At 34.4% G+C, this 23,332-nt stretch carries 33 protein-coding genes and 1 tRNA gene; 26 read left to right on the top strand and 8 right to left on the bottom strand.

Features of this window, described 5'->3' with window-relative positions; genetic code table 11:
* A complete protein-coding gene (locus tag M2306_RS12990) occupies positions 1 to 1,098 on the top strand; it encodes a DUF4465 domain-containing protein (protein WP_115092314.1) in 1,098 nt (365 codons plus the stop codon).
* A 143-nt stretch (positions 1,099 to 1,241) separates the two neighbouring features.
* Entirely contained in the window at positions 1,242 to 2,114 is an 873-nt protein-coding gene (locus tag M2306_RS12985; protein WP_259187643.1) for a DMT family transporter, read from the top strand.
* Here the strand turns inward: M2306_RS12985 and M2306_RS12980 are convergent.
* On the bottom strand, positions 2,111 to 2,614 hold the full coding sequence (locus tag M2306_RS12980; RefSeq protein WP_115092316.1) for a DUF456 domain-containing protein: 504 nt from the start codon (positions 2,612 to 2,614) through the stop codon (positions 2,111 to 2,113). The genes M2306_RS12985 and M2306_RS12980 overlap by 4 nt on opposite strands.
* A gap of 50 nt (positions 2,615 to 2,664) precedes the next feature.
* Here M2306_RS12980 and M2306_RS12975 point away from each other — a divergent pair, with 50 nt between their 5' ends.
* The gene (locus tag M2306_RS12975) at positions 2,665 to 3,144 is read left to right on the top strand and encodes a hypothetical protein (RefSeq protein WP_115092317.1); all 480 of its coding nucleotides are present in this window, start codon (positions 2,665 to 2,667) and stop codon (positions 3,142 to 3,144) included.
* A gap of 181 nt (positions 3,145 to 3,325) precedes the next feature.
* Here M2306_RS12975 and M2306_RS12970 read toward each other — a convergent pair whose 3' ends face one another.
* Complete coding sequence (locus M2306_RS12970) at positions 3,326 to 4,264, bottom strand: hypothetical protein (RefSeq protein WP_115092318.1); 939 nt, start codon at positions 4,262 to 4,264, stop codon at positions 3,326 to 3,328.
* A gap of 60 nt (positions 4,265 to 4,324) precedes the next feature.
* Here M2306_RS12970 and ruvC point away from each other — a divergent pair, with 60 nt between their 5' ends.
* Genes ruvC through M2306_RS12950 form a run of 4 tightly spaced genes read left to right on the top strand, consistent with a single transcriptional unit; the run spans position 4,325 to position 7,170 of the window.
* Positions 4,325 to 4,879 carry a crossover junction endodeoxyribonuclease RuvC gene (gene ruvC, locus M2306_RS12965; RefSeq protein ID WP_002989453.1) on the top strand — a complete coding sequence of 185 codons (555 nt, stop codon included), beginning with the start codon at positions 4,325 to 4,327 and terminating at the stop codon, positions 4,877 to 4,879.
* The gene (gene hemW, locus M2306_RS12960; protein ID WP_259187644.1) at positions 4,879 to 6,012 is read left to right on the top strand and encodes a radical SAM family heme chaperone HemW; all 1,134 of its coding nucleotides are present in this window, start codon (positions 4,879 to 4,881) and stop codon (positions 6,010 to 6,012) included. Before ruvC ends, hemW begins: the two co-directional genes overlap by 1 nt.
* Before the next feature lie 4 nt (positions 6,013 to 6,016).
* Positions 6,017 to 6,787, top strand: a complete 771-nt coding sequence (locus tag M2306_RS12955; RefSeq protein ID WP_115092320.1) for a cyclase family protein — start codon at positions 6,017 to 6,019, stop codon at positions 6,785 to 6,787.
* 11 nt (positions 6,788 to 6,798) lie between these two features.
* The gene (locus M2306_RS12950; protein ID WP_002989458.1) at positions 6,799 to 7,170 is read left to right on the top strand and encodes an MmcQ/YjbR family DNA-binding protein; all 372 of its coding nucleotides are present in this window, start codon (positions 6,799 to 6,801) and stop codon (positions 7,168 to 7,170) included.
* A 34-nt stretch (positions 7,171 to 7,204) separates the two neighbouring features.
* On the opposite strand, the gene M2306_RS12945 is transcribed toward M2306_RS12950, so the two are convergent.
* The 4 genes from M2306_RS12945 to M2306_RS12930 all read right to left on the bottom strand — a co-directional run bounded on the left by M2306_RS12945 (position 7,205) and on the right by M2306_RS12930 (position 9,764).
* Positions 7,205 to 7,642, bottom strand: coding sequence for an energy transducer TonB (locus M2306_RS12945; protein ID WP_259187645.1), 438 nt, complete (start codon positions 7,640 to 7,642; stop codon positions 7,205 to 7,207).
* Positions 7,643 to 7,734: 92 nt separating this feature from the next.
* A complete protein-coding gene (locus tag M2306_RS12940) occupies positions 7,735 to 8,979 on the bottom strand; it encodes a M56 family metallopeptidase (RefSeq protein ID WP_259187646.1) in 1,245 nt (414 codons plus the stop codon).
* A 3-nt stretch (positions 8,980 to 8,982) separates the two neighbouring features.
* Positions 8,983 to 9,348 carry a BlaI/MecI/CopY family transcriptional regulator gene (locus M2306_RS12935; RefSeq protein ID WP_060872810.1) on the bottom strand — a complete coding sequence of 122 codons (366 nt, stop codon included), beginning with the start codon at positions 9,346 to 9,348 and terminating at the stop codon, positions 8,983 to 8,985.
* The gene (locus M2306_RS12930; RefSeq protein ID WP_259187647.1) at positions 9,345 to 9,764 is read right to left on the bottom strand and encodes a hypothetical protein; all 420 of its coding nucleotides are present in this window, start codon (positions 9,762 to 9,764) and stop codon (positions 9,345 to 9,347) included. Before M2306_RS12930 ends, M2306_RS12935 begins: the two co-directional genes overlap by 4 nt.
* 139 nt (positions 9,765 to 9,903) lie before the next feature.
* On the opposite strand from M2306_RS12930, the gene M2306_RS12925 reads away from it, so the two are divergent.
* A complete protein-coding gene (locus tag M2306_RS12925; RefSeq protein ID WP_498882879.1) occupies positions 9,904 to 10,440 on the top strand; it encodes a HEAT-like fold family protein in 537 nt (178 codons plus the stop codon).
* A gap of 31 nt (positions 10,441 to 10,471) precedes the next feature.
* On the opposite strand, the gene M2306_RS12920 is transcribed toward M2306_RS12925, so the two are convergent.
* Positions 10,472 to 11,053 carry a MiaE family protein gene (locus M2306_RS12920; protein ID WP_115092327.1) on the bottom strand — a complete coding sequence of 194 codons (582 nt, stop codon included), beginning with the start codon at positions 11,051 to 11,053 and terminating at the stop codon, positions 10,472 to 10,474.
* 90 nt (positions 11,054 to 11,143) lie between these two features.
* Here M2306_RS12920 and M2306_RS12915 point away from each other — a divergent pair, with 90 nt between their 5' ends.
* Positions 11,144 to 12,406: a glycosyltransferase gene (locus M2306_RS12915; RefSeq protein ID WP_259187648.1), complete on the top strand. Its 1,263-nt coding sequence runs from the start codon at positions 11,144 to 11,146 to the stop codon at positions 12,404 to 12,406.
* A gap of 22 nt (positions 12,407 to 12,428) precedes the next feature.
* Here the strand turns inward: M2306_RS12915 and M2306_RS12910 are convergent, their stop codons facing one another.
* Complete coding sequence (locus M2306_RS12910; protein ID WP_259187649.1) at positions 12,429 to 13,817, bottom strand: dipeptidase; 1,389 nt, start codon at positions 13,815 to 13,817, stop codon at positions 12,429 to 12,431.
* A gap of 148 nt (positions 13,818 to 13,965) precedes the next feature.
* On the opposite strand from M2306_RS12910, the gene M2306_RS12905 reads away from it, so the two are divergent.
* The 17 genes from M2306_RS12905 to M2306_RS12825 all read left to right on the top strand — a co-directional run bounded on the left by M2306_RS12905 (position 13,966) and on the right by M2306_RS12825 (position 23,327).
* A tRNA-Leu gene (locus tag M2306_RS12905) sits at positions 13,966 to 14,047 on the top strand.
* Between the two features lie 102 nt (positions 14,048 to 14,149).
* Positions 14,150 to 14,515, top strand: coding sequence for a hypothetical protein (locus M2306_RS12900; RefSeq protein WP_259187650.1), 366 nt, complete (start codon positions 14,150 to 14,152; stop codon positions 14,513 to 14,515).
* Between the two features lie 672 nt (positions 14,516 to 15,187).
* The gene (locus tag M2306_RS12895) at positions 15,188 to 15,517 is read left to right on the top strand and encodes a hypothetical protein (protein WP_259187651.1); all 330 of its coding nucleotides are present in this window, start codon (positions 15,188 to 15,190) and stop codon (positions 15,515 to 15,517) included.
* A 150-nt stretch (positions 15,518 to 15,667) separates the two neighbouring features.
* Positions 15,668 to 16,024 (top strand): hypothetical protein, encoded by a 357-nt coding sequence (locus M2306_RS12890; RefSeq protein ID WP_259187652.1) that lies wholly within the window; start codon positions 15,668 to 15,670, stop codon positions 16,022 to 16,024.
* A gap of 116 nt (positions 16,025 to 16,140) precedes the next feature.
* Positions 16,141 to 16,641: a HEAT repeat domain-containing protein gene (locus M2306_RS12885; protein WP_259187653.1), complete on the top strand. Its 501-nt coding sequence runs from the start codon at positions 16,141 to 16,143 to the stop codon at positions 16,639 to 16,641.
* Between the two features lie 208 nt (positions 16,642 to 16,849).
* On the top strand, positions 16,850 to 17,284 hold the full coding sequence (locus M2306_RS12880; protein ID WP_259187654.1) for a DUF6896 domain-containing protein: 435 nt from the start codon (positions 16,850 to 16,852) through the stop codon (positions 17,282 to 17,284).
* Positions 17,285 to 17,603: 319 nt separating this feature from the next.
* On the top strand, positions 17,604 to 17,921 hold the full coding sequence (locus tag M2306_RS12875) for a hypothetical protein (protein ID WP_259187655.1): 318 nt from the start codon (positions 17,604 to 17,606) through the stop codon (positions 17,919 to 17,921).
* Positions 17,922 to 17,942: 21 nt separating this feature from the next.
* Positions 17,943 to 18,089, top strand: a complete 147-nt coding sequence (locus M2306_RS12870; protein ID WP_259187656.1) for a hypothetical protein — start codon at positions 17,943 to 17,945, stop codon at positions 18,087 to 18,089.
* Positions 18,090 to 18,307: 218 nt separating this feature from the next.
* Positions 18,308 to 18,625, top strand: a complete 318-nt coding sequence (locus M2306_RS12865; protein ID WP_259187657.1) for a hypothetical protein — start codon at positions 18,308 to 18,310, stop codon at positions 18,623 to 18,625.
* 23 nt (positions 18,626 to 18,648) lie between these two features.
* Positions 18,649 to 18,981, top strand: coding sequence for a hypothetical protein (locus tag M2306_RS12860; protein WP_259187658.1), 333 nt, complete (start codon positions 18,649 to 18,651; stop codon positions 18,979 to 18,981).
* Between the two features lie 104 nt (positions 18,982 to 19,085).
* A complete protein-coding gene (locus M2306_RS12855; protein WP_259187659.1) occupies positions 19,086 to 19,550 on the top strand; it encodes a hypothetical protein in 465 nt (154 codons plus the stop codon).
* A 184-nt stretch (positions 19,551 to 19,734) separates the two neighbouring features.
* Positions 19,735 to 20,070, top strand: a complete 336-nt coding sequence (locus tag M2306_RS12850) for a hypothetical protein (protein ID WP_259187660.1) — start codon at positions 19,735 to 19,737, stop codon at positions 20,068 to 20,070.
* Between the two features lie 168 nt (positions 20,071 to 20,238).
* Positions 20,239 to 20,397 carry a hypothetical protein gene (locus M2306_RS12845; protein ID WP_259187661.1) on the top strand — a complete coding sequence of 53 codons (159 nt, stop codon included), beginning with the start codon at positions 20,239 to 20,241 and terminating at the stop codon, positions 20,395 to 20,397.
* Positions 20,398 to 20,439: 42 nt separating this feature from the next.
* The gene (locus M2306_RS12840; protein WP_259187662.1) at positions 20,440 to 20,766 is read left to right on the top strand and encodes a DUF1493 family protein; all 327 of its coding nucleotides are present in this window, start codon (positions 20,440 to 20,442) and stop codon (positions 20,764 to 20,766) included.
* 43 nt (positions 20,767 to 20,809) lie between these two features.
* Complete coding sequence (locus M2306_RS12835; RefSeq protein ID WP_259187663.1) at positions 20,810 to 21,244, top strand: DUF6896 domain-containing protein; 435 nt, start codon at positions 20,810 to 20,812, stop codon at positions 21,242 to 21,244.
* A gap of 277 nt (positions 21,245 to 21,521) precedes the next feature.
* Complete coding sequence (locus tag M2306_RS12830; RefSeq protein WP_259187664.1) at positions 21,522 to 22,832, top strand: DEAD/DEAH box helicase; 1,311 nt, start codon at positions 21,522 to 21,524, stop codon at positions 22,830 to 22,832.
* Positions 22,833 to 22,940: 108 nt separating this feature from the next.
* Positions 22,941 to 23,327, top strand: coding sequence for a hypothetical protein (locus tag M2306_RS12825; RefSeq protein ID WP_259187665.1), 387 nt, complete (start codon positions 22,941 to 22,943; stop codon positions 23,325 to 23,327).
* Positions 23,328 to 23,332 lie beyond the last annotated feature (5 nt).

Below are 23,332 nucleotides of genomic sequence, written 5' to 3'. Positions count from 1 at the left end.
ATGAAAAAAAGTTTTTTGCGTCTTAGCGCCTTATTTGTTCTTGGGCTAAGTTTAGCAACAGTAACATTAACAAGTTGTTCTAGTGATGACAGTAATGTGTACAATGTTTCAGTTGACAAAGGAAGTTTAAAAGCCGTTACCTTCCAAGAAGTTGTAATTGATCCACAAGTAGAAACACAAGGAGGCGTATTTACTTGGTTTGATCATACAACGAATGTTGTGATATCGAAGGAAGCAGTTTTAAAACATGCTTTCCAAACACCAGGAATACATAACATCTCATTAAAAATTGAACGTGGTAGTAACGTACAATTATATAAGTATAGCGTTGATGTTGCAAAATCAGATGATTTTGGATACGTAAAATTGAATCTTGTTGATTTTGATTTAGCTGATGGTGTAGAAGTTACTGGAGGGAAAATCTGGAAAGATACATTTACAGAAGACGCAGTTTTAAAATCGAACATCTTTTCGTTTAACCACAATGCTATTGAAGAATGGAATACTTGGTATGGATTTACTGTTTCTAACAGTTCAGATAACAGCAATCAGATCGATGCTGAAGGAGGCTGGGTGAAAAACCAATGGGGATCAATGGCACAAGGTGGAGTTGATGGAGCTGGAAAACCGTTCTTAGTGGCTTATGCAGATCATAAACCGGATGCAAGTGTATTACAACAAGGAGCAAAAATTGATGTAGAAAACTTCAGTGCTGTAGTAACTTTAGATAATAAAAACAGATACAAAGCAGTAAGTACAGCTGTTGCTTTAAGTCCATGGGCTTATTATGGAATTGCAGAAGGAGATGACTATGCAACTAAATTTAAACAAGGAGATTATTTTGCACTTCAAGTGTATGGAGTAGGAGCAGATATGAAATTAACATCTGCAAAACCTGTAACCCATTATTTAGTTGATTTCAGAAATGGAGTTAATACAATTAATAAAAATTGGAGTACTCTAGATTTATCTTCTTTAGGTGAGGTGAAATACTTGTTATTTTTCCTTGAAACAACAGATGTAAACGCACAAGGATATGCCAATACAGCGTTGTATTTTACAATGGATAAATTAACTGTTGATAAAATCGAAGAATAAAAAAATCAATACATAAATGAAGAAACCCTATCCCTGTGATAGGGTTTTTTTGTTTTTCCTTGGCACAAACAAAAAAGCAAAAAATACCTTTTAACCAGAAAAACTAATGTATTTTGCGGAGCAAATGTAAAGCATACAATCCCATGGCAAATAAACCTAGAATTGCACTGTTTATAGGAATTTTGTGTATTTCTATTTTCCCTGTTTTAGTAAAAATGGCTTTAGTGCCTGGCTTAATATCCGCCTTCTATCGTATGGCAATTGCGGCCCTTTTTATTGTACCCTATGCCTTGTTTACCAAACAAATCAAAGTATACGATCGAAAAACCATGCTCTTGATTGTTTTGTGCGGTATGTGTTTTGGGTTGGATATTGGCGTTTGGAATATTGCCATTCAAGGTTCAACAGCAACGCAGGCCACTTTACTCGGTAACTTGGCTCCTGTATGGGTGGGAATTGGAAGTTATTTCTTTTTACAGATTAAACCAACACTCAATTTTTGGCTGGGAACAATCCTCGCTTTAATCGGCATGGTGACCTTAGTTGGCGTTGAGGTATTTGTGAACTTATCGTTTGATATTCCTTTTCTGTTTAGTATTCTGTCAGGATTGCTGTATGCAACGTACATTCTAATGAGTAAAAAAGTATTGGAGCAAGTAGGTGTTGTTTCATTTATGTCTTATAGTATTCTTGTTTCAACTATTTTTCTTGCTATACTCAACCTAATTATGGGGTCTGCGTTTACGGGATTCTCTCCAGAAGGTTGGATGACTTTAGTCGTACAAGGGGTTGTTTGTCAGTTGTTGGCGTGGTTGCTGATTAGTTATGCTACCCAAAATATGAGAGCTACTCGTGTGTCGTTGAGTTTGCTAAGTCAAGCCTTATTTGCCGCTTTGCTAGCTTGGTATTTCTTAGATGAGGCAATTTCCCTGCAAATGGTTATTGGCGGGTGTATTATTTTGGTGGGAATTGGAATTACCTTTATCAATAAACCCTTAATAGGACCATCAAATTAAAAACTATACGCAGAAAATTTCTGGATAATCAGTAAAACGCCCCAGATTAGAAAAGCAATACCCAATACCACTTTTAAAAAGGTTGAGGCTAAAAAGCCAATAAAAGAGCCAATAGCTGCTTTTAACGCCCGAGAAATGTCTCGGCTATCCAAGATTAGTTCACCAATCAAAGCACCTAAGAATGGGCCTAAAATAAAGCCAAACGGGATAGGAGCAATGATTCCTATGATTAAACCGATATTGGTTCCCCAAACGCCGTATTTACTTCCGCCAAAGCGCTTGGTTCCTTGCGCCGGAATGACGTAATCTAAAATAGAGACCACAATAGTAATGAGTAAACTTCCCCAAAGGGCAATCGAACTGATTTCAACTCCATCAACAAAATATAAGCACAGGATCCCTAACCAGCTAACAGGAGGCCCAGGTAATGCCGGAAGTACACTACCAATAATACCGAATATTAATAGTAAAAGGCTTAAGATTAATAAGAAATAGTCCATCTCTATTTTTTTTGTATTTTTGATTAACTAAAGTACAACAATATTATTTCATGAAATCGAGTTGGATTATTTTCTTTTTTCCCGTTGTATTCACTTCTTGTCAGTGGATGTCCGCTCAGCTTCCCAATGAGCAAGAATTGCTGGAGGAAGAGTTGAATAAAATTGATTGGACTAAAGTAGATACCTATCCCAGTGTAGCCAGTTGTGATTCTATTTTTGATGAAACAGCTCGAAAAACCTGCTTTTTCGACTATATCACAGCTGCTCTAGAAGAAAATTTACGCGTAGATACCCTTCGAGGCACCTTTGCCACATTAGATACCCTAAAAGTACTTGTGACAATTCAGGCAGATGCCCAAGTGTCACTATCGCTCTATCAATTGAACGACAGTTTGAAACAACAATTAAAAAGCGTAGATAGTTTATTGGTAGAGAAAAGCAAGAAGTTTCACGAACTTTCTCCCGCAACAAAAAGAGGCGTTCCCGTAACAAGTCAATTTGTATTGCCACTGGTGTTGCATAAGCAATAAGGGAAAAGGGAAATGTAAAACCTCCCGTAGGGGCAAATGGCAATTTGCCCAATACCTTGATTTATTTATTGTAAAATGAGAGGGTGATTTATGAAGGTGAAAACGTAAAAGCAAATGGCAATTTGCCCGATAATTTGATTTATTTATTGTAAAAAAGAATCCCACAAGAAAGCGGTCAATCTTATTTTTTTACTTTAAAAGTCAACACAAAGTAACTACCAATAGAGATGGGCAATACGATATTCAGTAGCCAAATTAAGGTAGCTACTAAAGCAACAACCCATTGATTGACATCCAAAGCAGAAAAAATAAACATGGCAATACTTCCTTTTACGGCAAATTCTAAAAATTGAAAATTAGGGAGAGAAGAGGCCAAAAGATAGATGGCTGATACGGCGCATAACAACTCAAAATAAGGAATATCTACCCCAAATAGATAGTATAAAATTACATATTGATGAGTGAATGAGGCATAGCGTAACAAAGCTAAAAATAGATTTTTGCGATGCTTTTCTTTAGGAATATCTCGAAGCATCTGAATCAAGGTATTGATAGAATATCCTTTAATGCTCAAATGACGAAAAGAAAAGACCAAAAGAATAATCGTTAAGGCGATTCCATAGAGGATCCACAAGTAGTAAGGCGGAATAAACTGATGGGTGTAATTGAGGACGGTTAGACCGAGTAAACCAAATAAAATGGCATAAATGACCTGAACACCATTGCATACCATATTGAGAAAAATAACCCTTCCCGTATCTTTTTTAGAAAAATACAACGCTTTTCCCGCATATTCCCCAATACCATTAGGGGTGAAAATTCCCAAGGTTAAAGCGCTCAATACTTGTTTCGTAGCCTGTCCTACTGTAACGGGCTGAATCAATGAAGATAGATTCTGCCATTTCAAAATCTCAACAAAGCGATTGGAGAAAGTCAAGAAAAGCAAAGCCAATAAGGCCCAAGTATGTTGGGGATCAACCAAAACTTCTTTGAGCAAATTCCCATCCAAAGTAGCATCACTGGAGAGTTTGTTATAGATATAATAAAAAGCACTACTTACGACAATAATCTTAAGTAGAAGTACTAGGAATTGCTTAGTTTTGTTGGATACAATTTTCATTCATGCAAAGTAAATCATATTTTTTGGTCTGGATGAATAGGAAAGAAAAAAAGTAAAGATTTGACAATAGATAGAATTATATTAGGGATTGATCCAGGAACTACCATCATGGGGTTTGGGCTGATACGTGTGGTAAATAAGAAGATGGAGTTTATTCAACTAAATGAATTACAGTTGAATAAATACGATGATCACTATACTAAATTGCGTCGAATTTTTGAACGTACCATTGAATTAATTGAAACACATTGTCCAGATGAGATTGCCATTGAAGCCCCCTTCTTTGGTAAAAATGTGCAGTCCATGTTGAAATTAGGTCGTGCACAAGGAGTCGCAATGGCTGCTGGACTTTCCCGTGGAATTCCCATCACCGAATATGAACCAAAGAAAATAAAAATGGCGATTACAGGGAATGGAAATGCGAGTAAAGAACAAGTGGCAAAGATGCTCCAACAACTTTTAGGATTAAAAGAATTACCTAAAAATCTAGATAGTACAGATGGTTTAGCAGCGGCGGTATGTCATTTCTTTAATTCAGGAAAAACCGTTGTAGGTAAGTCTTATACAGGTTGGGATGCGTTTGTAAAACAAAATCAAGATCGAGTAAAAAAATAATGGCTGGTATTTATATTCACATTCCTTTCTGCAAGCAAGCGTGTCATTACTGTGACTTTCACTTTTCTACTTCATTAAAGAAGAAAGAAGAAATGTTAGCAGCTATTCAAAAAGAGCTCTTTTTGCGTAAAGATGAATTAGCAGGAGAACACATCGAGACCATTTACTTTGGAGGAGGAACACCAAGTATACTCGCTGTGGATGAAATCAATACGTTGATTGATACCGTTTACCAGCAATATACTGTTGTAGAACAACCTGAAATCACATTAGAAGCCAATCCAGATGATTTAGATGCCGCAACGATTCAGCGTTTAGCACAATCAAAAGTCAATCGTTTGAGTATAGGCATTCAATCTTTCGGAGAAGAAGACCTCAAAATGATGAATCGCGCGCATAATGCACAAGAAGCAATCAGCTGTTTACAAGAAGTAGTAAAGTATTTCGATAATATTTCGATTGATTTAATCTACGGAATTCCCAATTTATCCAATGAACGTTGGATAGAAAATATTCAGCGTATTTTAGATTTAGGTATTCCCCATATTTCTTGCTATGCGCTTACTGTTGAGGAGCGTACAGCCTTAAATAAACTCATTCAAAAAGGCGTGATTCCCAGTCCCAAAGAAGAAGTGGCTCACGCACACTTTATGCTGTTAATTGAAAAATTAAGAGCCAATGGCTATATACATTATGAATTGTCAAACTTTGCAAAACCAGGATATTACTCTAAAAACAATTCAGCGTATTGGTTGGGTAAAAAATATGTAGGTATAGGCCCCTCAGCACATAGTTTTGATGGGCGATACCGCAGTTGGAATATCTCCAATAATCCCTTGTATATCAAAGCCATTGAAGCTGGTGAATTGCCGTCTGAAATAGAAGAACTTTCTGTTATTGATCGGTATAATGAATACGTAATGACGGGATTGCGAACAATATGGGGAGTTGATTTAACGCGAGTTTCAAATGAATTTGGCGCTACATTTCACGACTATCTCGTTCGAGAATCCACTTCATTTATTGCAGATGGATTGATGCAACAGCAAGAAAATATTTTAACGATTACTGATAAAGGAAAATTTTTAAGTGACGGTATTGCATCTGATTTATTTTGGTTAGATTTGAAATAAAACATTGAAAGCAACCCTCTCTATTTCCAATCAGACCTATACTGTTGATTTTTCACAGCCTGTTGATATCTCTATTCCCTTGACGAATACAGATGAAAATCCCATTGCTTGGTATTTGGATAAACCTTCTATTGAACCAGTACGCATGGGCGATTGGGTAGGAAAAGTGAGTGAAGGGCAATCTTCAACTAATTTTAATACCATAGCGTTTAATCCACATGGACATGGAACACATACAGAGTGTTTAGGTCATATTACACGTGAATTTTACAGTATTAATGATACGTTGAAAACCTTTGTTTTTCTTGCACAATTACTAACGATAACACCAGAACAACAAGAAGATGGGGATGCTGTGATTACTTTGACACAAATCCAACGTCAATGGAACGAACAAGGCCAAACAGCTGTTGTTCTTCGTACCTTACCAAATCAAGAAAACAAAAAACACAGCAAATATTCCCATACAAATCCTCCGTATTTAGCAGCAGATGCCGCTACTTTCTTACGTGAAAAAGGAATCAAACACCTATTGATTGATTTACCAAGTGTAGATAAAGAAAAAGACGAAGGAAAATTAGCGGCTCACAAAGCGTTTTGGAACGTCAAGGATGTAAATCAAGTGAATAATGACGCTCAATTCGATGCGACGATTACAGAACTAATTTATGTTGCTGATGAGGTAGCAGATGGAATGTATATTCTAAATATTCAGATTGCCTCTTTTGTCAATGATGCTTCACCAAGTAAACCAATTTTGTATCAAATTTTTTAATCTCATACACCATGGATGTACATGTGATTTACGATTATTGTTTAAATAAAAAAGGAACAACAGAAGATTTTCCTTTTGATGAAGAAACATTGACGTTTAAAGTTGGAGGTAAGATTTATCTCTTGTTGAACTTAACAAAATGGGAGCAGGGAAGTTGTTTTGTCAATTTAAAATGTGATCCTGAAAAAGCAGAAGAATTGCGTGCCGATTACAGTGAAATCGTTCCAGGGTATCACATGAGCAAAAAACATTGGAATAGCGTACACCTAGGGGGTGCTGTACAATGGACTTTGCTTAAAGCGTTAATCGATCACTCCTATGAATTAGTTTATGCCAGTTTGACCAAAAAAGTCAAAGACAGTTTAAACGATGAACTAGTGTAATGAGAAAGAAAGTAGCTTTTAGCAATTATATTTTTTAGTTTGCTTCTTCTTTAATTGGAGGATTGACTGTAAAAGGAAATGTCATTTTATATCTCACAGGCTTTTCCTTGATTAGCGCTGGCGTCCAAGTATCTAATTTTTCGAATGCAGCTCTTACATTTTGTTCGATATCGTATCCGAAATCTTTTAGCACACTAATCTGGGATACATGGCCATTTTTCTCTACGACAAATTGAATCGTGAAAACTAATTTTCGTACAGAAGAATCGATTTTTGGCGGTTCGAAATTGTCGATAAAAGCTTGATTGAATGCCGTAGAGCCTCCAGGATATTTAGCTGGGGTATCAACAAGGGTATAAATATCGTTATCATCCTGTACTTGTTCCTTTTGAGTAGTAGTAGGAACAAGTGTTTGTGCTGAGATACTACCTAAAGTTATAATAAATAAAAAAATAGTAAGGTGAATTTTCATTTAGTAGTTTTTAGGTGGATTAAAGGTAATAAAAAAAAGAGCGCCGAAACGCTCTTCTTGATTTTTTTATAAAAAAATGTTAATACCTTATGTTACGCTTCTTTTGTTGCCTCTTCTGTAGGGTCAATTTGTATGGTAATAGGCAACGTAAATTGACTGCGAACCAATTTTCCATGATCTTTTGCAGGAGTCCATTTTTTGGTTTTTGACAAGGCGTCTAATGCTGCTTCTCCTACGCCATAACCCGAATCTTTGACCAATTTAATCTCATTCAAACTTCCGTCCTTTTCCACGATAAACATTAGAATAATACGGATTGACTCTCCTTCAAATTTAGGTGTCTTAAAGTTGGTAATAAAGTCTTGGTTAAAAGCTTGCATCCCTCCTGGATAGTTGGCAGGCTCTGTAACAGAAATGTGGACTTCATTGGGATCTTCTTTTTGAGTTGATTTGGATACAATAGGTTCTCGGTTTGGTTTGTCTTGAGCAAAAACGGTAGTAAGACCTAAGAAGCTAAAGAAGGTCAATGTAGCAAACACAGCAAAGGTGTTTTGTAGGGGATTGTTATTTTTTGTAAGCATAGTAAAACGTTTTTTAGTTAAATTAAAATTGAATGAACTACTGAGCGGTTGTTCATTGTGTAAATAGGTTTGGGTTAATAGTAGCTGTAGGTATTCTTGTGTTTCTTGTTGGGAAGAATTAAGCGTGTCATCAGCTAAAAATTCATGATTTAACGCCATCTGTTGTTGGTACCAGTATAATAGAGGTTGAAACCAAAAGATTATTTTCAGCCCTTCAATTAATAAAATATCAAAAGAGTGCTGCTGTTTCACGTGATTGTATTCGTGTAAAATGATTTTATTGGTCCAATCAATGGGAATATGAAGTGGCAGGTAGATGGTTTGTCTAAACGTAAATGCGGCATCGAGATGCTGAACGAACACAAATTTTTGCCCCTTGTCAACAATTGGGGTACCCAGTTGAGCTAAACGACTAAAACGTCGAAGCGAAAGGAGAAAACGTACAAACATAATGAACACACCTAGTCCATAAATGCCCCAAAGAAGCGTAGATAAGGTCCATATCGACGAGGCAGACGAAGCAGTCTCGATTTGCGGTGCAATAATTACTTCATTTAATTCCTGTAATTTAGTATTTGTCGTGGTCAATATACTAGTTGATGGTATTTTGATTAGAGGCAAAATAAAAATAAAAACAAGAGCAAAAAGCAAGTAATATCTTTTGAATACATGGATCTTCGTCGATTCTAAGAAGAGCTTGTATAGTCCAATAGATAACAACAATAAGAGTGTGGTTTGGATGAGGTATAGCAGCATAGTTTATTTTTTTAGTTGATCTTCTACAATCTTTTTCAACGCTTCTAATTCTTTTTTACTCATCTTACTTTTTTGGGTGAAGAAAGAAGCAAATGAGAAAGCAGAATTATTGAAGTGTTGTTCGACCATGGTGTTCAGATGTGTTTCGAAATAATCTTCTTTTTTAATCAAGGGAGTATACGCTCTTGAGTTTCCAAACATTTCATAGGTAATGAAACCTTTTTCTGTCAGTCGTTTAAGCAACGTTGCTAAGGTCGTTTGTGCCGGTTTCGGATCGGGGTATTTATCTAACAATTCTTTGGAAAAAGCTGTTTCTAAATCCCAGATATACTGCATTAGTTGTTCTTCAGTTTGAGGTAGTTTTATCATCGTTGTAATTTTGTTTCGTGTTTTAATTGTCCAAATTCATAATGTCTAACATGCGTCAATTGTTCTTTAGTATCGTAAATAAACCAAGAGCCAAAGTAAAAATAATGCAAGCTAGAAGCTGTAGATACTAGTTTCGTTTGTCCTCTTTCGGCTATTTTGCCATTGGGATGGTAATAGGTCGTATAAGCAATGGAATCTTTAAACTGTTGTTTCTTGTATAATTTTCCATTGTAACGATAACGCCAGACTCCTTTTTGAAATCCCTTGTTGTCATAACGCCCTCGTACGACTTCGTTATCTTTGTCTTCTATTTTAGTTCTATAAACCCAACGTCCTACTTTTTCACCATTCACCTTTTGATTGATGGCGCAGCTTTGTAAAAACAGTAAAACTAAAAGTAAGACAATTGCTTTCATTTCTATTTATGTAGATGTTGTTCTACAAATATAGAATAAGTATTTTAAAAACCAAATGTTATTTTTAAAAACAGAAAAAAAATCTAGTATATTTACTAGCTCAATACCTTTATATTGAACCATCTATGCGATTTATACTATGATTTTTGAGTTATTAGCTAAAGGGAATACTAGCTTAGCCAGCCGAAGGGACATTATTCAACAATTGTCAAAGGAGAATGAAGTAATTTCTATTTTAATTGACTTTACTTTTGATACCCAATCCAAAGTGAATGTTTTGGCTAGTATTGTTTTGGATGATTTAGTCCAAGAGAATCCTTTGTTGTTAGATGACCATGTTGAACGCTTTATTCTTCAACTGTCATCAGTCAAAGATGAAAGTGTCAAGCGACTAACGAGTAAAATGACGATTGTATTGGTTGAGAAACGCCAAAGTTTGCTCAATGCAACCTTAGAGGAAGCGATCCTCGATCAGTGTCTGATTTGGTGCCTAACTTCAGAAACCAAAGTAGCTACAGAAGCCAATGCGATGCATATCATCATGCGATTGGCTGCAAAGTTTCCAGAACAAGCGAAGTTAATTGCCGAATTAATTGAAGTTAGGTTTGCTGCCAAAACACCTGCTTACCAAAGTAAGGCCCGAAAACTACTGAAGAAAGTTAGTGCATTGAAATAAAAAATGCGAGTGTATGACTCGCATTTAGCTATTATCCGTGAATATGTTCTTTTGTCCCGTAGCTCTGAATTAAGTTTCCTTCAAATTCCAACCATTCTTTCCAGCGTTGATCTACATCTACGCGTTCCGTGTATTTGCGGGCGAATTTTAAGAAGGTCGTATAGTGATTGGCTTCAGAAACCATTAAATCATAGTAAAACGTTGCTAATTCTTTGTCTTTTATATTTTGAGATAAAACGCGAAAACGCTCACAACTTCTAGCCTCAATCATAGCAGCAAAGAGCAAACGATCAATGAAAGCATCATTTCGACTTCCATCTTTTTTGCAGAATTTAACCAACTGATTGACATAATCATCTTTGCGTTCGCGCCCTAAAGTATAGCCTCTTTCTTTGATGATTTCATGTACCATCTTGAAATGTTCCATTTCTTCAATAGCAATTGCTGTCAATTCGGTTACTAAATCTTCGTGTTCTGAATTGTACGTAATCAACGTAATGGCATTGGTTGCGGCTTTTTGTTCGCACCAGCAATGATCCGTCAAGATTTCCTCAAGGTTTGATTCTGCAATATTTGCCCATCTTGGATCGGTTAAAAGTTTAAGTCCTAACATAGTTCCTTTTCGTTTGTAGCAAAAATACTAAATATAATAGAGATTAAAAATTAAGGAGTGATACTGCTTTAGAAGCTGTACTTTTGTAAGATGGAGCATTCGTTAAAAGGAAAGAAAATACTGATCATTGGGCAAGTTTGGCCTGAATCTCGTTCATCTGCAGCAGGTAAACGGATGTTGCAGTTATTGGAGGTTTTTCAAGGATGGGAGATGCAGATTTACTTTGGATCTACGGCACAGAAAACACCCTATAGCGATGATTTAATCCCTTATGCTGTGAAAGAAGTTGAGGTTTTCCTCAATGATGAGCGCACCGACCAGTTATTAGCGGATTTGCAGCCCGATTGGGTGATGTATGACCGTTTTATGATTGAAGAACAATTCGGATGGCGTATCAGCTCGCAATGCCCTAATGCGTTAACCCTACTCGATACAGAAGATCTACACTTTTTGCGTTATGCACGTCAAGAGCTATGCAAAAAAGGAGAAGGTCATTTGGAAGATTACTTGTATAGCGAACGAACGAAACGAGAGCTCGCGAGTATCATGCGATGTGATTTGACGTTGTTGATTTCTAGTTTCGAATTTCATCTGTTGACTGAAACTTTTCGACTATCCGAGGAAGGCCTCTTTGTGTTGCCTTTTTTAGAAGAAGAAATAACAACAGAACAACAACAGAACTGGTTGACCTTTGAAGAAAAAGAAGATTTTGTCTTTATCGGAAACTTTATACACGAGCCCAATTGGCAAACGGTGTTGCAATTAAAGACCGTTATTTGGCCCGTGTTGCGCAAGCGATTGCCTAAAGCAAAATTGCATATTTATGGAGCCTATCCCTCGGCTAAAGTGTTACAGTTACACAAGGAACAAGAAAATTTCTTTATCCACGGTAGAGCGAAAGATGCTTTGGAAGTAATTGCAAAGGCCCGAGTGCTATTGGCACCTATTCCTTTTGGTGCTGGAATTAAAGGGAAGTTTATTGATGCCATGCGTGTGGGAACACCCAATGTAACTACTAGGGTTGGTATAGAAGCTATGGCAACTACTGAAGAGTGGAGTGGATGTTGTGCAGATGAAGTGGAGGAATTTGTTTCAAAGGCCGTAGAACTTTATCAAGATGAAGTCCTTTGGAAAGTTAAACAACAAAAAGGCGTAGACATCATTCAAAAGTATTATAGTAAAACACATTTTACAGCTGCATTTAAAGCGAAAATAATTGATTTGGATACCACGTTGGAACAGTATCGCAAGACCCATTTTTTAAAAGAAGTATTCAAACACCACAGTGCACAAAGTACAAAGTACATGGCCCTTTGGATTGAAGAAAAGAATAAGCATAAAAAAAGCGAGTAAAAATCTTTACTCGCTTTTTTTATTATTTTACTAATTCCATATAGTATTTATAGAACAATGGAATAGTTTCAATTCCTTTTAGGTAGTTGAATACACCAAAGTGCTCATTAGGAGAGTGGATCGCATCAGAGTCCAATCCGAATCCCATCATAATTGATTTAGATCCTAATTCTTCCTCAAATAAAGCGACAATTGGAATACTTCCTCCTGAACGTACTGGAATTGGCGTTACACCAAATGTATCTTCATACGCTTTTGCAGCCGCTTGATATCCAATAGAGTCGATAGGCGTTACATAACCTTGCCCACCATGATGAGGTTTTACTTCTACTTTCACACCTGCAGGCGCAATGCTTTCAAAGTGTTTCTTGAATAGCGCTGTAATTTCCTCCCAATCTTGGTTTGGAACTAAACGCATCGAGATTTTTGCGAATGCTTTACTAGCGATAACAGTCTTAGCTCCTTCACCAGTATAACCTCCCCAAATTCCATTTACGTCTAATGTTGGACGAATAGAGTTGCGTTCGTTTGTTGTATATCCTGCTTCTCCGTATACTTCATCAATATCCAATGCTTTTTTGTAATCGTTTAAAGAGAATGGACGTTTTGCCATTTCATCTCTTTCTTCACGAGAAAGCTCTTCTACTTTATCGTAGAATCCTGGAATAGTGATATGATTGTTTTCATCATGTAAGGAAGCAATCATCTTCGTTAATACGTTGATTGGGTTAGCAACCGCTCCACCATATAATCCAGAGTGTAAATCTCTATTAGGTCCAGTTACTTCAACTTCAACATAGCTTAATCCTCTCAATCCTGTTGTAATAGAAGGCTGTTGATTAGAAATCATTCCAGTATCAGAAATCAGAATTACGTCATTTTTCAATTTATCGTGGTTTCTTTTTACGAACCATCCTAAACTTACTGATCCAACTTCTTCTTCTCCTTCAATCATGAATTTCACGTTACAAGGTAAAGTATTTGTTGCAATCATATATTCAACCGCTTTCACGTGCATGAACATTTGTCCTTTGTCATCACAAGCTCCACGAGCGAAGATTGCTCCTTCTGGGTGAATAGGTGTTGTTTTAATTACAGGTTCAAACGGTGGAGAGGTCCAAAGTTCAATTGGATCTGCTGGTTGTACGTCATAATGACCATAAACCAATACCGTTGGAAGAGCAGGATCGATGATTTTTTCTCCATATACGATAGGATATCCTGGAGTTTCGCACAATTCTACATTGTCGCAACCTGCTTTTATTAAATTTTCTTTTACTGCTTCAGCCGTGTTTATTACGTCTTGAGAGTACGCACTATCTGCACTGATAGAAGGTTTTTTAAGTAGTTCAATTAGCTCATCTAGAAGACGTTGCTTGTTTTCTTGAACAAATTGTTTTGAATCTTTCATAGTATGTATCGATACAGTTATATTATTCCTTACAAACATAAGAATAAAAAAAAATTATTTTTTTCTTGCGCATTAAAAAACAGGTTGTATATTTGCAACGTCTTAAAAGAACAACAGTACACAAGTGTACGGCAGTTCTAAGCCACCTGCGGGTGTGGTGAAATTGGTAGACACGCCAGACTTAGGATCTGGTGCCGCAAGGTGTGTAGGTTCGAGTCCTATCACCCGCACTAAAGCCTCTTCGAAAGAAGAGGCTTTTTTTATGGTTTATGGTGAACCGTTTGTAGTTTAGGATCAAGTACAAAAGTTGGGGATAGCATAAAAAAGAATTTATGGAACACAAAGTGAAGTATAAAATTATTTTCATCAGTCCCTTTAGTTTAGTAAATAAAGAGGATGATAATTGTGATGTTAATATTGTACTAGAGACAGGAGAAATATATTTTGGCTTACTAATGACTGTAAAAAATGTCACGACATTAGCTTCGAAACGCGATTATGACGGATATATCGATATGGTGGATACAATCGTTATTGCAAATATGGAAAAAACAACGATTAAAAAGGCTATTGATCGCATAATCAAAGAGGGAAGACTAGATGAAGTTTTTACAAAAATAGGAACTTTGAAGACGGATGATTTTGATTACTCGTTTGAAGAAATTAACGATTTTCAGACCTGGTGGAACGATATCTAAATTTGTGTTGTTAACTTTTAAGCAGCTATATAAAAAAAATGATTTCATTCCAAATAACGATTTTTAATAACCAATACAAGCAGTAGAATTGATTCTACTGCTTGTATTGGTATTAGTTATTTTCGATTCAACTTACATTTGATGTGTGGGTACTTCCAACTTTGTAGAAGAATAATCATAAGGTTAACAGCCTCTGGAGCTAAAGCAACAGGCTTTACTCATAAACTAAAAATGAAAGGCACAAAGTCAGGGGGATCTTAGAATTTATGGTAATGCGAATAGCAATGGCATATTTTTTTCGAGAAAGTAATGGGACATAATTAAAAAAAATAAAATGAACATAGAAGATATGCAAGCTTTATATGGAAAAGCTAGAAAAGCCATTGAAGATTGGTTAGAGAATGAGGAAAATCAAAAAAAATAACCAATAGAATTGCGCCCAAATATTTAAAAAGCCTAAAAGATTTAAAATAAAAAAATGATACGATAACTTTAATTTGGTCAGGATTAGATTATGAAAAGTATAACATAAGTGTACGTGTTTTCTTTCTAGGGGACGGAGATGTCGAATTAGTTGATTTTCATTATGTAGAAGACATGGAAGGGAATCAGATTGATAGTAAAATCTATTTTTTTAAGATTTTTGATTAATATGATATATAAGAATTGAATATGGAGACAAAGAAATTGTATGATATGTCAAGCATACAAGAGATGAATAGGCTTTATGATGAAGCACAGGAAGGGTTCAAATATATGATAAGTGTTCCTGACAATAAATCGATTGAAGATGAATTAAGAGAAGATTTTGGAATTTGCTTTAACGATATTATAATAAAAAATAATCAAATTACTATTTTTTGGTTTCATGAGAATACAACCGATTATACGATAGAAGTATTTCTTATACTTCTAGGAAAAGAAGGAGAAGAAATAGGTGAATATGTTTATGTAATAGATCATGAAGGGAATGGTGTTGATGATAGATGGTCATTCAAATAATGAAACATAATAATGTCTATTGAAGAATGTCAGCTCAAAAATTGCCTTATTTCAATTATTATCATTTTATTTATCAAGAGGTGCTTTTTAAATTTGTACAGAATAATTTACCTAAACAGTAGTAAGATGTATTCCATAAAAAGAGTTTTTGTGATACTCGGTTTTTTGTGTTTTTCTTGTGGAGATACAGTTAAACTCAAACAAGAAGATGTTGTAAAATACGAGTGGTTAAAACCATTTGTGATTGAAGTTGAAGCTAATTTTGAAGGAACGCATGATATTGATAATGGTTCTTTAAAATTTACATATAAAGTCAAAGACACCAAATACCTAATTTCTAAATTAGATGAAATTTCGATGGTAGAGAAATGGAGCGTCAATCAACTTAACGATACAATGAGGGTTTATACAAAGGATATTTTGATGTACGGAGAGGTATTTAAAAAGACAAATATCAATGTTATTTATTATGATAGTAAAAGTAAGGTGTCTTTTGATGTCAATTAGTTTGGTTTTTTGTGATGATTATGGTGGAAATCAGAAGAAGGAGCGATGAATTTAGGAATACAACAAAATATACATATGTTTAATCCTTGGATAAATAGTTTTAAAGCAATTAAGTAATGTTTGATTTTTGGAAATTTTATAAAGGTCTATTAGATAGAACCGATTATTTTGATAATTATTGGGAGCAGTTTCCTAGTGGTCAACGTTTACGATTTAAAGAAGAGACATTTTCTTTACTTAAAGAAAATGTTGCAAATAAAAATGAAAAAGGATTAGCTGCTACCCTAGCTATTATTTATAATGATGGAGCTGATAGTGATTATACCGATATTTTACTACATCTTTTAGATGAGAAATGGCATATGTATGAAGAGGATATTGTAAGCACCCTTGAATTAATTAAAGATGCTAAGAGTGTAGATAAATTGTACGAAGTTGCTATTAATATTCCTGATTATGATGAGATGAGGGCTTTGGCGAAAAAATGCATGTGGGCTTTAAGTGCAATCAATACACCGGAAGCAATACAAAAATTGGAGTTATTACAAAGTTATGACGATTCTATAATAAAAGAAAATGCAACCTTTCAACTTGAGCAGGTTCTTAAAAGGAATTAACGCGTAAGGCAATATTTTCAGGTAAAGGATAAAGTTGCTTTTGAGGTAACAAATCTTTTAGATGGGCATCACAGAACCCAAGTTGCAATTAAAGCGAATAAATCTTTAAAAGTTGTAAAATTTAATGCTCAAAAAGGAATGCAACAATTTGGAGATTCAATAGATCAAATACATCAAGGTTTATTTTAATATTAAAAATAATTTAAGGGTGGACATTAAACAAAGTATCATTGATTTTAGAAAATTTGTACTTGATTTTGAGGGAATATTGAGAAAAGAGTTGGGATTGGTTGAAGAAGATGTATACCAAGAAATTCATAAACTATTTTCAAAATCGAAGGGTAGCATCAACTATAAGCGGGGTAATATAAAGGGGTACTACTATCAATACCATGGAGCAGGATGTTTTGTAGAGAAAGAAGGTGTAAAATGCGATTTTGATTATGTTCGGTTTACAGAAGATTTAACCTACTGTATTGATTCATTTAAACTAAAAGATTTTATAGATAGCTATTATCATCTTGTTAGTGATGAAAAGGAATTAAATGAACAATTAGTAGCATTAGCAAAAGAAGGTTTTATCGGACAAGTGATTGAAGATGGGAAGGTGTATAATTCGTTTTTGATAAAAAGGTATAAATAAAAATCCGCTAGGTAGCATCTCTAAATCCTGCCTAGTAATTTATAATTGTAAATAAAAGCAGTAGAGTTGATTCTACTGCTTTTTTAGTATTAGTTATTTTCGATTCAACTTACATTTGATGTGTGGGTACTTCTAACTTTGTAGAAGAATAATCATGAGGTGATACATGTGCACTAGCAGCGTTTAAAAAGAGTTTCAGCTTTATGAAAAGCACTATATTTGGAATAATAAATAGTTTGTTGTCCACTGGTTTTCTTAAATACGGAGGTAGTTAAGGAGATAATACTGCTGTAATGAGGACATAGTTTTAAAAAATAAAATGAACATAGAAGATATGCAAGCTTTATATGGTAAAGCTAGAAAAGCCATTGAAGATTGGCTAGAGAATGAGGAAAATCAAAAAAAAATAACCAATAGAATTGCGCCCAAATATTTAAAAAGTCTAAAAGATTTAAAATTTAAAAATGACACGATAACTTTAATTTGGTCAGGATTAGATTATGAAAAGTATAACATAAGTGTACGTGTTTTCTTTCTAGGGCAAGGAGATGTCGAATTAGTTGATTTTCATTATGTAGAAGACATGGAAGGGAATCAGATTAATAGTAAAATCTATTTTTTTAAGATTTTTGATTAATATGATATATAAGAATTGAATATGGAGACAAAGAAATTGTATGATATGTCAAGTGCACAGGAGATGAATAGGCTTTACGATGAAACACAGGAAGGGTTCAAATATATGATAAGTGTTCCTGATAATAAATCGCTTGAAGATGAATTAAGAGAAGATTTTGGAATTTGATTTAACGATATTAAGATAAGAAATAATCAAATTACTATTTTTTGGTTTCATGAGAATACAACCGATTATACGATAGAAGTGTTTTTTATACTTCTAGGAAAAGAAGGAGAAGAAATAGGTGAATATGTTTATGTAATAGATCTTAGAATTTATGGTAATGCAAATGGGTATATATATTTTGAAACACCAATGACTCATAAAAAGAACAGATAAATAGTATGAATGAAGAAAATATAAAAGCCTTATATAGTAAGGCAATAAACTTTATAGATATTTGGATTAAACAGCCTGAAAACATTAAAAAAATAGGAGATGAAATAGAACCAAAATATTTGAAAAATATTAATGATTTACGTTTTAAGAATACTAGAATAACTTTGATTTGGTTAAATAGAGACAATGAAAACTATAAAGTATGTATAACAATTTATTTTTTTGGAGATTCAGGTATTCTTTTAGGAGAATTTCTATATTTCGAGGATATGCAAGGAAACTACATTGAAGATAGAATATATTTTTTTGAAATTTTTGATTAATGCGAAAATAAATTTTAATTGATATGATGAGTAAAAAACTATTTAATATGCCAAGTGCAGAAGAAATGGATAGACTTTATGATGAAGCAAGAGAAGGATTTAGATATTTAATTAATGTTCCTGATAATAAATCTATAGAAAATGAACTTCAAGAAGATCTAGGAATATATTTTACAGATATTACAATGCAAAATAAAGAGATCCAGATTTTTTGGTTTCATGAGAATACAGCCGATGACACAATAGAAGTATTTCTTACACTACTAGGAAAAGAAGATAGAGAAATTGGAGAATATGTTTATGTAATAGATCATGAAGGGAATGGTGTTGATGATCGGTTTTTTTATACAAAATAGTATTTGGTAAATTTGGGTCTTCCTTTTCATCTGCAGCAATCAGTAGTTTGCTATCTGCTGGGTTTCTTAAATACGGAGGTAGTATAAAAGATAATACTGCTGTAATGGTTTCTTTTTCTACGGTTAGTGGAGGAGGAGTATTTGTACTAACAGGAGGTAATTTCCGTGAAGGAGCTGCAACTGCTTTTTACGTGAGTATGTTGAATCATGGGGTGCATAAAATGACAACAGAGGAAAATGTTAGAATTAATACCAAAGATAAAACAGTCGAAGTTGAAAGAACGAAGGATGATTATGATAAAATTTTTGTAGATGGTGAAGAAGTTCTGGCAACCCCCAAAGGAGAATTAGGACAAGTATTAAGGGATAATGGATTTAAAATAAATATGGTTGGCCCACAGGGGGTTAGAATGGGATTAACTGATTTTGTGTTGGATGCATTTAATGTAATTACGGGAGCATATGAACTGAAAATGGGAGTTAAAGTATTATCAAAAAAAGGATTTACTATTGAAAGTTTTTGGAAGGGATACCTCGAGAGGAACGCTACAATCATCTGTATATTATAAATCGATTTTAGGAGCTAAAGAGATAAATTTATTTGGTGGTCGCATAAAAAGACTCCCTTATCTTTCAGTTTATGGTGTTGGTAGAACACATTATTGGTCCTCTTTTATGGGAAGAAATACTTTGATTTTTGGTGGTTCGAGAACTGCTGCAGGTACTGGAGGATTAATGAGTAATTAAATGGTTATGGAATTAATAGAAACTAAAGTTATTGATTTTTTTAATAAGTGGGATTTGTGTGATAAGTTGAATGTGTTAGATAAGGTTATTAACACGATAGAATTAGACCGAGAAGATGCTATAATGATTTTTGAGGATTTTTTAGTTGAATTTGACATAGAGGAATCTAGCTGTTTTGATGTTGATCTCGATAAGTATTTCTATAAATTAGCTTTTTTGGATGCTTTGTTTTTAGGTTTTTTTCCAAAAAGAATTGAAAAGAAATACGTTCAAAAAACACCTATTACAGTTGGACATATGATTGAAGTCGCTAAACGAAAAGCGTGGTTTGATCCCCAATAACGATTTATAATAACCAATAAAAGTAGTAGAGTTGATTCTATTGCTTTTTTAGTATCAGGTATTTCCTATTCAACTTACATTTGCTATGTGGGTACTTTCAACTTTGTATAAGATTAATCATAAGGTGATACATGTACACTAGCAACGTTTAAAAAGAGTTACAGCTTTGTGAAAAGCATTATATTTGGAATAATAAATAGTGCAAGGTTTTTTAAATACGGCGATAGTTTAAAAGATAATACCGCTGCAATGGTTTCTTTTTCTACGGTTAGTGGAGGAGGAGTAGCTGTACTAACAGGAGGTAATTTTTGGGGCCTACTTGCATAAGATGTGTGAATGACACTTTATAATACACAAATAATATAATTAATGGAAAATAGAAATTATCATATTGTATTAGATTATATCTGTGAAGAACTTAATTATGATAAAAGTAAATTAACAGTTAATACTTCACTGTCTGATTTAGGATTAGATGGGGATGATGTCCTAGCGTTTTTAGTAAAGTTCTTCAAAGAATTTAAAATAGAGTATGAAGGAACAAATTACAGAGATTTTATTCCTGAGGAGAGCGGTTTTTTTGTACATACTATTTTAAGTGTCTTTGCTAAAAGAAAAAGAGAAGATGAAATTTTTGTAAGAGATTTGATACTATCATTGGATAAAAAACAATGGAATAAAAAAAGGGAGTATTAAATGAAGCAGATGAAAAAATATTATTTTGGTCTTAATGTTGAAAATGGGAATAAAACAAAGTATCATTGATTTTAGAAAATTTGTACTTGATTTTGAGGGAATATTGAGAAAAGAGTTGGGATTGGTTGAAGAAGATGTATACCAAGAAATTCATAAACTATTTTCAAAATCGAAGGGTAGCATCAACTATAAGCGGGGTAATATAAAGGGGTACTACTATCAATACCATGGAGCAGGATGTTTTGTAGAGAAAGATGGTGTAAAATGTGATTTTAATTATTCTCGTTTCATAGAGGATTTAACTTATCAAATAACTGCTATGAAGTTGAAAGATTTTATAGATAGCTATTATTATCTTGTTAGTGATGAAAAGGAATTAAATGACCAATTAGTAGCATTAGCAAAAGAAGGTTTTATCGAACAATTGATTGAAGATGGTAGGGTGTATAATTCGTTTTTGATAAAAAGATATAAATAAGAATCCGCTAGGTAGCATCTCTAAATCCTGCCTAGTAATTTATAATTGTAAATAAAAGCAGTAGCGTTGATTCTACTGCTTTTTTAGTATCAGGTATTTTTGATTCAACATAGAAGGAAAGATTTTGTATATTCTTTTTTATGTGTCTTTCTCAAAAGGCAAAAAGAAGAGGAGATTTTTATCAGAGATTTGATTCGATCATTGAATAAATATAATCAGTAAGAAAACTGTAAATAGTTCGCCCTAAACTATCCATCAAAATCCCTACCTTTGTCGCATGAATCAAGTTGATATCCTTAAAAAATTGGAGATTGCAGCTCTAAATGAGATGCAACTTCAAACCCTTCAAACCGCGCAAACAAAAAATAACATTGTTTTATTATCTCCGACAGGATCTGGTAAAACATTGGCTTTTCTGTTGCCTATCGTTCAACGATTAAATCCTGCAGTAAAAGGCGTACAGGCCGTTATTCTTATGCCAACACGTGAACTTGCACTTCAGATTGAAACGGTGTTTAAGAAGATGGGAACTGCTTTTAAAATCAATGCGTGTTATGGGGGACACTCCACGCGTACAGAATTAAATAACCTAGCTTCTCCACCTGCTGTTTTAGTTGGTACACCTGGACGTGTGGCTTTTCATATTGAAGAAAATTCTTTTGATACAGCCAATGTACATAGCTATGTGATTGATGAATTCGACAAAGCATTAGAAATGGGATTTCAAGATGATATGGATTACATCATTAATTCTTTTGATCGACTTGAATTTCGCATGTTGACTTCGGCTACGGCATTGAAAAAAATACCAGAATTTACTGGAATTGACAATCCTAAAAACCTCAAGTTCTTACAGACGGAAGAAATCAAACCCAAGTTGACATTTAGTAAAGTCGTTTGTCCAGCAGAAGAAAAATTAGAAGCTGTCATCCAATTGATTGGAAAAATTGGAAAGGATACCATTTTGGTCTTTTGTAATCACCGAGAGGCAGTAGCGCGAATCAGTGAAACCTTGACTAAAAAAGGAGTGGCTAATGGTGCTTTTCACGGAGGATTGCTACAAGAGGATCGAGAGCGTGCATTGATGAAGTTTCGCAATAGAAGTTGTCATATTCTAATCTCGACGGATTTAGCTGCTAGAGGCTTGGATATCCCTGAAATTGGACATGTTATTCACTATCAGATTCCAGAGAAGGAAGACGCGTTTATTCATCGAAATGGACGAACTGCGCGTATGAAAGCAACGGGGAAAGCCTATGTGATGGTTACCAATGAAGAAGAGTATAGCTTTCTTGATCCAGAGATGCCTATTGAGCAGCTGAAAGGAGAATATAAGATCGACAATACCACAGACTTTAAAACGATTTATATCAGTGCTGGAAAAAAGGACAAAGTCAATAAAGTAGATATCGTTGGGTATTTAATTAAAATAGGAGGCCTGCAAAAGGAGGATATCGGATTAATTGACGTACGCGATACACAAGCTTTTGTGGCAGTGCGTACCGCTAAAATCAAGCCTTTATTGCGTACACTAGAAAATACCCGATTAAAGAATAAGAAAGTTAAAATTGCTGTAGCGAAAGATTAAATTTACTTTTTGAGAAACGGTAATAGGTTAGAGATACTAAGTTGTGTAGCATAGATGAATAGTTATTTTGATTTTTCACCCTTTTTTTTGGGTGTATTTTTTATACTAATGATGAGTAGTTTAATATACTCACCAATTCACAGCTATCTTAGAAAACAGAACGTCTTTTATGCCCTCTTTATTCTGTCTAGTATTGGAGTAATTTATGCGTGTTTTCAAATTAAAATGGGTTGGGAACACAATGAAATTCTCAGCGTTTTGAGTCCTCTACTGTTGTTGTTTTATCTATTGTTGTATAAAATTGCAGATACCATAGCTTTAAAAAAGTATAAACGACATATCTACTTTAGTTGTAGAATAAGTAATTATTTTTATATCAAAGAAGCAGAAGAATCCACTTGGTTAGAATGGTTCATGCAAGCAGCTGTACTGTTTGGTTCAGCTTTACTTTGGCTTGCTGTCATTGAATTCGTTAAAGGGATTGTTACAGTATAAATGCG

Origin of the sequence: Myroides gitamensis (assembly GCF_029894455.1) — a bacterium.
GTDB lineage: Bacteria > Bacteroidota > Bacteroidia > Flavobacteriales > Flavobacteriaceae > Flavobacterium > Flavobacterium odoratum.
The sequence above is the reverse complement of the archived record's forward strand: the minus strand, read 5'-3'. Positions and strand labels throughout refer to the sequence as shown.

What these genes read in the sequence shown, in the direction of transcription:
- M2306_RS12990 (WP_115092314.1), top strand. Translation starts at nt 1, where the DNA reads ATGAAAAAAAGTTTTTTGCGTCTTAGCGCCTTATTTGTTCTTGGGCTA.
- M2306_RS12985 (WP_259187643.1), top strand. Translation starts at nt 1,242, where the DNA reads ATGGCAAATAAACCTAGAATTGCACTGTTTATAGGAATTTTGTGTATT.
- M2306_RS12980 (WP_115092316.1), bottom strand. Translation starts at nt 2,614, where the DNA reads ATGGACTATTTCTTATTAATCTTAAGCCTTTTACTATTAATATTCGGT.
- M2306_RS12975 (WP_115092317.1), top strand. Translation starts at nt 2,665, where the DNA reads ATGAAATCGAGTTGGATTATTTTCTTTTTTCCCGTTGTATTCACTTCT.
- M2306_RS12970 (WP_115092318.1), bottom strand. Translation starts at nt 4,264, where the DNA reads ATGAAAATTGTATCCAACAAAACTAAGCAATTCCTAGTACTTCTACTT.
- hemW (WP_259187644.1), top strand. Translation starts at nt 4,879, where the DNA reads ATGGCTGGTATTTATATTCACATTCCTTTCTGCAAGCAAGCGTGTCAT.
- M2306_RS12950 (WP_002989458.1), top strand. Translation starts at nt 6,799, where the DNA reads ATGGATGTACATGTGATTTACGATTATTGTTTAAATAAAAAAGGAACA.
- M2306_RS12945 (WP_259187645.1), bottom strand. Translation starts at nt 7,642, where the DNA reads ATGAAAATTCACCTTACTATTTTTTTATTTATTATAACTTTAGGTAGT.
- M2306_RS12940 (WP_259187646.1), bottom strand. Translation starts at nt 8,979, where the DNA reads ATGCTGCTATACCTCATCCAAACCACACTCTTATTGTTGTTATCTATT.
- M2306_RS12935 (WP_060872810.1), bottom strand. Translation starts at nt 9,348, where the DNA reads ATGATAAAACTACCTCAAACTGAAGAACAACTAATGCAGTATATCTGG.
- M2306_RS12930 (WP_259187647.1), bottom strand. Translation starts at nt 9,764, where the DNA reads ATGAAAGCAATTGTCTTACTTTTAGTTTTACTGTTTTTACAAAGCTGC.
- M2306_RS12925 (WP_498882879.1), top strand. Translation starts at nt 9,904, where the DNA reads ATGATTTTTGAGTTATTAGCTAAAGGGAATACTAGCTTAGCCAGCCGA.
- M2306_RS12920 (WP_115092327.1), bottom strand. Translation starts at nt 11,053, where the DNA reads ATGTTAGGACTTAAACTTTTAACCGATCCAAGATGGGCAAATATTGCA.
- M2306_RS12915 (WP_259187648.1), top strand. Translation starts at nt 11,144, where the DNA reads ATGGAGCATTCGTTAAAAGGAAAGAAAATACTGATCATTGGGCAAGTT.
- M2306_RS12910 (WP_259187649.1), bottom strand. Translation starts at nt 13,817, where the DNA reads ATGAAAGATTCAAAACAATTTGTTCAAGAAAACAAGCAACGTCTTCTA.
- M2306_RS12900 (WP_259187650.1), top strand. Translation starts at nt 14,150, where the DNA reads ATGGAACACAAAGTGAAGTATAAAATTATTTTCATCAGTCCCTTTAGT.
- M2306_RS12895 (WP_259187651.1), top strand. Translation starts at nt 15,188, where the DNA reads ATGGAGACAAAGAAATTGTATGATATGTCAAGCATACAAGAGATGAAT.
- M2306_RS12885 (WP_259187653.1), top strand. Translation starts at nt 16,141, where the DNA reads ATGTTTGATTTTTGGAAATTTTATAAAGGTCTATTAGATAGAACCGAT.
- M2306_RS12875 (WP_259187655.1), top strand. Translation starts at nt 17,604, where the DNA reads ATGAACATAGAAGATATGCAAGCTTTATATGGTAAAGCTAGAAAAGCC.
- M2306_RS12870 (WP_259187656.1), top strand. Translation starts at nt 17,943, where the DNA reads ATGGAGACAAAGAAATTGTATGATATGTCAAGTGCACAGGAGATGAAT.
- M2306_RS12865 (WP_259187657.1), top strand. Translation starts at nt 18,308, where the DNA reads ATGAATGAAGAAAATATAAAAGCCTTATATAGTAAGGCAATAAACTTT.
- M2306_RS12860 (WP_259187658.1), top strand. Translation starts at nt 18,649, where the DNA reads ATGATGAGTAAAAAACTATTTAATATGCCAAGTGCAGAAGAAATGGAT.
- M2306_RS12855 (WP_259187659.1), top strand. Translation starts at nt 19,086, where the DNA reads ATGGTTTCTTTTTCTACGGTTAGTGGAGGAGGAGTATTTGTACTAACA.
- M2306_RS12850 (WP_259187660.1), top strand. Translation starts at nt 19,735, where the DNA reads ATGGAATTAATAGAAACTAAAGTTATTGATTTTTTTAATAAGTGGGAT.
- M2306_RS12840 (WP_259187662.1), top strand. Translation starts at nt 20,440, where the DNA reads ATGGAAAATAGAAATTATCATATTGTATTAGATTATATCTGTGAAGAA.
- M2306_RS12835 (WP_259187663.1), top strand. Translation starts at nt 20,810, where the DNA reads ATGGGAATAAAACAAAGTATCATTGATTTTAGAAAATTTGTACTTGAT.
- M2306_RS12830 (WP_259187664.1), top strand. Translation starts at nt 21,522, where the DNA reads ATGAATCAAGTTGATATCCTTAAAAAATTGGAGATTGCAGCTCTAAAT.
- M2306_RS12825 (WP_259187665.1), top strand. Translation starts at nt 22,941, where the DNA reads ATGATGAGTAGTTTAATATACTCACCAATTCACAGCTATCTTAGAAAA.